At 67.3% G+C, this 5,916-nt stretch carries 5 protein-coding genes; all 5 read right to left on the minus strand.

The features are described 5' to 3' along the window. Positions 1-75: 75 nt before the first annotated feature. Positions 76-1,866, minus strand: coding sequence for a sodium:solute symporter family protein (locus tag AB1634_14560; protein ID MEW6220736.1), 1,791 nt, complete (start codon positions 1,864-1,866; stop codon positions 76-78). 75 nt (positions 1,867-1,941) lie between these two features. Beyond that, positions 1,942-2,202, minus strand: coding sequence for a DUF4212 domain-containing protein (locus tag AB1634_14565; GenBank protein ID MEW6220737.1), 261 nt, complete (start codon positions 2,200-2,202; stop codon positions 1,942-1,944). Between the two features lie 191 nt (positions 2,203-2,393). Beyond that, complete coding sequence (locus AB1634_14570; GenBank protein MEW6220738.1) at positions 2,394-3,083, minus strand: 3'-5' exonuclease; 690 nt, start codon at positions 3,081-3,083, stop codon at positions 2,394-2,396. Beyond that, a complete protein-coding gene (locus AB1634_14575; protein ID MEW6220739.1) occupies positions 3,080-4,972 on the minus strand; it encodes a CBS domain-containing protein in 1,893 nt (630 codons plus the stop codon). Before AB1634_14575 ends, AB1634_14570 begins: the two co-directional genes overlap by 4 nt. A gap of 421 nt (positions 4,973-5,393) precedes the next feature. Next, a partial coding sequence (locus AB1634_14580; protein ID MEW6220740.1) for a response regulator transcription factor occupies positions 5,394-5,916 on the minus strand: 523 nt, incomplete at its 5' end.

Raw genomic sequence — 5,916 nt, forward strand, 5'->3', positions numbered from 1 at the left:
AAAGGAGGAAATGGCCAAGGGGAGCAGGGGCGGGCAACGCCCCTGCTCCCGCCGGCAGGTTGGCCCGTGGCGGGCTCAGTCGGTGATCTCCCGCGGGTAGCGCAGGTTGGCGACCATCTTCTGCACGTGCTCCGGCGGTGCCTTGGAGATGCTGGAGACGGCGATGGTGACGACAAAGTTGATGAGCATCCCCACCGTGCCGATGCCCTCCGGGGAGATGCCGAGCCACCAGTTGGCGGCCACGTTGGCCGCGGGGTTCATGAACTTGAAGTAGATGATGTAGGCAGCGGTGAAGGCGATGCCGGAGATCATGCCCGCCATGGCCCCTTCCCGGCTGGTCTTCTTCCAGAAGATGCCCAGGATGATGATCGGGAAGAAGGAGGAGGCGGCGAGACCAAAGGCGAAGGCCACCACCTGGGCCACGAAGCCCGGCGGGTTGATGCCGAAGTAGCCGGCGATGATGACCGCGCCGCCGGCGGCGATCCGGGCCCAGATCAGCTCGCCCTTCTCCGAGGTGTTGGGGGCGATGACGTTCTTCACCAGGTCATGGGAGATGGCCGAGGCAATGACCAGAAGGAGGCCGGCCGCGGTGGACAAGGCAGCGGCGAGCCCGCCGGCCGCCACCAGGGCCACTACCCAGGCGGGCAGCCTGGCGATCTCCGGGTTGGCCAGCACGATGATGTCGTTGTCCACGTAGATCTCGTTGGTGCTCTTGTCATTGATCGCGGTCTTCACCACCCGCTCGCCGTGCGGGCCGGCGTTGGTGCCGTCGAACTCCACCTTGCCCTTGAAGGCGTCGCCCTTGGCGTACTGGATCTTGCCGTCGCCGTTCTTGTCCTTCCAGGCCACGAGCCCGGTCTTCTCCCAGTTCTTGAACCAGCTGGGGGCAGCGGTGAACTCCTTGTTGTGCAGGGTCTTGATCATGTTGAGGCGGGCAAAGGAGGCCACTGCCGGCGCCGTGGTGTAGAGGATCGCGATGAAAAGCAGGGCCCAGCCCGCCGAGGCCCGGGCGCCCCGGATGGTCGGCGTGGTGAAGAAGCGGATGATGATGTGGGGCAGCCCGGCGGTGCCCACCATGAGGGCGAAGGTGATGCAGAAGACGTCGATCATGCTCTTGGCGCCCCGGCCGGTGTAGGCCGGAAAGCCCAGGTCCTTGTGGACGTCGTTGAGCTTTTCCAGAAGATAGCCGGCATCCGAGCCCAGGAGGGCCATGCCGTTCTGGCTCAGGGAGCTGCCGTAGCCCAACTGGGGGATGGGGTTGCCGGTGAGCATGATGGAGATGAAGATGGCCGGGATGAGATAGGCGACGATGAGCACGCAGTACTGGGCCACCTGGGTGTAGGTAATGCCCTTCATGCCGCCCAGCACCGCATAGAAGAAGACAATGCCCATGCCAATGAGCACGCCGGTGTTGATGGGCACCTCCAGGAAGCGGGAGAAGACCACGCCTACGCCCCGCATCTGGCCGGCCACATAGGTGAAGGAGACGAAGATGGCGCAGACCACCGCCACCACCCGGGCGCTCTGGGAGTAGTACCGCTCGCCCACGAACATCGGCACCGTGAACTTGCCGTACTTGCGCAGGTAGGGTGCCAGCAGCATGGCCAGCAGCACGTAGCCGCCCGTCCAGCCCATGAGGTACATGGCGCCGTCCCGGCCCAGAAAGGAGATGAGGCCCGCCATGGAGATGAAGGAGGCGGCGGACATCCAGTCGGCGCCGGTGGCCATGCCATTGAGAACCGGATGCACCTGCTTGGCCGCCACATAGAATTCACCGGTGCTCTTGGCCTTGGTCCAGAGGGCGATGCCGATGTAAATGGCGAAGGTGAGGCCAACGATGATCCAGGTCCACGTCAAAATACCCATCGATGATTACCCCCTTGATGCAGATCGTTTCTGGAAGAGCTTTGCCTCGTTGTCGAGCCGGAGCAGGATGCAGGCTCAGTGCTCGTGCACGTCGTACTTGACGTCCAAGGCGTTCATGAGCTTGACGTAGACCGCGATCAGCACGACGAAGGTGACCTCGGAGCCCTGGTTGGCGAACCAGAAGCCCAAGGGGAAGCCGAAGAGTCTGAACTTGTCCAGGTTGTCGGCCAGGATGATGCCGCACAGGTACGAGACGCCAAACCAGATCGCCAGCAGGATGAGCACGTACTTGATGTTGGTCCGCCAGTAAGCTTCCAGATCCCGTTTGCCTGCCATCTGCACTCTCCTTCTCCAGATTGGGGTTGCGGCGCCGGTTGGCGCCGGGGTCGCCCCTCCACCGGCCGCACGACGGCCGTGGGGACGGAGCTCATGCATGAGCGCTGCCTGCTTGCGGTTGGTTGCGGCTCCACCTCCTTGTGCCGGTCGTCCATGGTCGGACTGCGTGTCCATTGAGGTCCCCGGCGGCGTTACGGCTTGCCGGCGCGCAGGAGACGGCCAACCGTGTCGACGCCGCTGGCGATGAGAAACGGCAGAAACCGTTGCAGCAGCTGGGCGGTGACAAAGGCGTCATACAGGGCGTTGTGCGCCTCCTCCACCGGCACGCCGTAGCGCTTGGCCATGGAGAAGAGGTCGGTCTTCAGGGTCATCCCCCGGTGGTGGCGGGAAAAATCCAGGTCCTGCTCCTGGAGCCAGCGGTGCAGGGCCGCCGTATCCACCAGCGGGTTGGCCAGGGCCGGCCAGCCCAGGGCCTTCCTGGCCCGGTTCAGGAAGTGGCGGTCAATGCCCACGCAGTGGCCAACGAGAACCGCGTCGCCCACGAACTGGGCGAAATCGGCCAGGACGGTGGCCGCCTCCTCACCGTGCCGCTCCAGGTCCGAATGGGTGATGCCGTGCACCACCACGCTGTCGGCCCGCAGCTCGCTGGCCGGGCGCACCAGCCGGTGGAAGGCCTGGGCCGGCAGGATGCTGCCCCCGCTCATGGCCACGGCCCCGACGGAGACCAGGGAGTCCCGGCGGAAATCGAGGCCGGTGAGCTCGGTGTCGAAGGCCACGAAGCGGGCCTCCCGGATCGGCATGGCGCGCCAGGCGGCGGCCTTGGCTGGCCGCGGCGGCGCCTCGGGCCGCCGCCCCAGGAGGCGGCTCAGAATGGCGCTCACCGGCGGCGCCCTGGTGGTCCGTCCCGCCAGGGCGCCAGCACTGCCTCGTGCAGCGCGGCGACCAGCTGGAAGGTGTGCTTGAGGGTTTTCCGTTCCAAGGTGTCCAGGGCGGAAGGCACCAGCACAGGATCCGGGGGCTGTCCGGCCTCGATCTGGCCCAGCTGATGGCGCAGCAGCAATCCCAGAGCCAGGCCCCAGGCCTGCCCCAGCTCGGCGGCCTGGGGGCAGGAGCCGCTCATCTCAAGGGCCGCCAGCCGCCGGCCGGTGGCCAGGACGTCCAGGCGCTGGGAGAGGGCCAGCAGGCGGACACCGCCGGTCAAGGGTGCCAGCACCCGGGACCGGAGATCCAGCCGGGCCTCGTGGCGCAGATCCGCCAGCACCAGCTCGTCCTTGACAAAGCCTTTGGGCGGCGGGCTGGCAGCCAGGAGCTCGGTCAGGCGCCGGAACAGGCCCGGGTTGGCCAGGAGCTGCTCCACGAGAAAGCGGCGCAGCGAGCCTGCCAGCTCGGCCTTGCCCCGGATGGGCCTGAGGTCATAGAGGTCCGGCTCCAGGGGGAAGCGGTCCGGGGCGACGATCCAGCGCTGGGCCAGCTCCTTCCAGCCCGCCAGGTCGGCCACCCGGCGGCCGGGCAGGCGATCCTGGCCAGCCTCGATGCCGCAACCGTGCAGGGACTGGTTGAGGCTGGCCACCAGGCCGTGGAAATAGGGCGCCACCGCCCGCAGCGCCCCGGGGCGGCCGCCGTCGTCGACGATGATGCCCAGCTGCACATCGAGGTCCAGGCAAAGCTCCCGGCGGGCGCCTTCCCCGAACAGACACAGGGTGTAGGGCAGGGGCGGCGGTCCCAGCTCCCCCTCCACCAGATCGACAATCCGGTTGAGCAGCCGCTCGGAAAGCTCACTCACCAGGCCGGCGACCTTCCTGGACTCCGTGCCCTCCCGCAGCAGGGTGGCAGCGCTCTTGTGCAGGCGGGGCAGGATGGTGGCCAGGCCCGGCACGCTGTCCAGGCGCTCCATCTCCTTGACCAGGACCGCCGGCGAGGCCCCTTGCAGCACCATGAGATCGTGGTTGGTCACCACGCCCTGCAGCCGGTCCTTGGCCAGGATCAGGATGTGGTGGATGCGGTGGTGCATCATCTTGAGGAGGATCTCGAAGCAGGGCTCATCGGCGTGGCCGGTGAACAGCGGCGCGGTCATGATCCGGCTCACCGGCAGATCCGTGGCCAGCCCGCCCGCCACCACCCGATCCCGGAGATCCCGGTCCGTGACGATGCCCTGGGGCCGCCCCTCGCCGTCCGCGATGACGATGGAGCTGATGCGGTGCTGGGCCATGATCCGGGCTGCCTCTTGGATGGAGGCATCCGGGGGGCAGGTCACCGGCTCCTTGCGGATGATCCGGCCGACCGGGGTGGCGAGGAGCACCTGGTCGCCGTTGCCGGTGGCCTGCCGGTGCTTGCGGGTTTCCTGGGCTGTCTTGTCGATGAAGCTGACGAAGAAGCTCTTGAGGAAGAATTCGCTGATGAACGGGTGGCGCTTGAGGAGATCGAGAACCGTACCCCGATCCAGGAGGTAGCAGATGGTGTCCTCGATGGCCACCACGTTGGTGCGGGAGCGGTCGCCGCTCACCAGGGACAGAAGGCCGAAGTGCTCCGCCTCGTTGCGGTAATCGATGACGATCTCCTGGCCGGCCTCGTCGGTCATGAAGACCTTGACCGCCCCCTTCCTGATCAACCCGAGATGCTGGCTGGCGGGCCCGTCCTGGCTCAGGATTCTGGCCCCCCGGGGGTAGTACTCCAGACGGCTGGCCTCGGCCAGGGAGCCCAGCTCCTGCTCCGGCAGCTGTCCGAAGGGAGGGACCCTCTTCAGGAAGCGGATGGTCTCGTCCTTGAGCACGGTGGGTCCTTCTGGCTGGCAGGGGGCGGCGCCGTTCCCCCGGACCCATCCCCCCAGGCCAGCAGCCAGGGGGCCACGCTCCGGAGACCGGGGGAGAAAGGGGCCATAGATCATATTTGAGCGCTAGGGTATGGTCTGTGATTCCGATTTGTCAAGTCGGGTATCCGGCCAGGCTCACCGCGCCAGGCGCGCCGGGGGCGGGTGGGGCTCCCTGCTGCTTGTGTTGCGGCAAAGGAGCATATAGCCGAAGGGGGCGCCAGGGCGCCATCCGGAAAACCCTGATTTCGCGCGGCGAAAAACCTGATAACGAAGTATTCCGGTCGGAATGGCGGGACTGCCGCCCAGGGGCAGGGCGGCGGCCGGGGAGGAGCCTGGTGGCGCGGGGGCGGAAGGCTTGGGCGGCGGTGGGAGCGGCGCCGGGTCAGATGTCCAGGGAGGTGAGGCCCTCCCGGACCGCGTACTTGGTGAGATCGGCGACGCTGTGCAGGTCAAGCTTCTTCATGATCTGGCGGCGGTGGGTCTCCACGGTCTTGACGCTGACGAAGAGGCGCTGGGCGATCTGGCGGGTGGGGCAGCCCTCGGCGATGAGCTGCAGGACCTCCCGCTCCCGCTCGCTCAACACGGAAAAGGAGGCGGCCTCCGGGGTGGGGATCCGTCCCAGGTAGTCCTCGATGATGATGCCGGCGATGGCCGGCGACAGGTAGCTCTGGCCGGCCGCCACCGTGGTGATGGCCCCGGCCAGCTCCTGGGCCGCACAGTCCTTGAGGAGGTAGCCGGTGGCTCCCGCCTGGAGCATGCCGGTGACGAAGCGCTTGTCGGCGTGCATGGACAGGGCCAGGATCCTGGTCCTGGGGCAGGAGGCCAGGATGCGGCGGGTGGCCTCGATGCCGTTGAGGTCCGGCATGGTGACATCCATCACCACCACCTCCGGCCGCGGCTCGCCG

This window comes from Thermodesulfobacteriota bacterium (genome assembly GCA_040755095.1).
Taxonomy (GTDB): Bacteria; Desulfobacterota; Desulfobulbia; order Desulfobulbales; family JBFMBH01; genus JBFMBH01.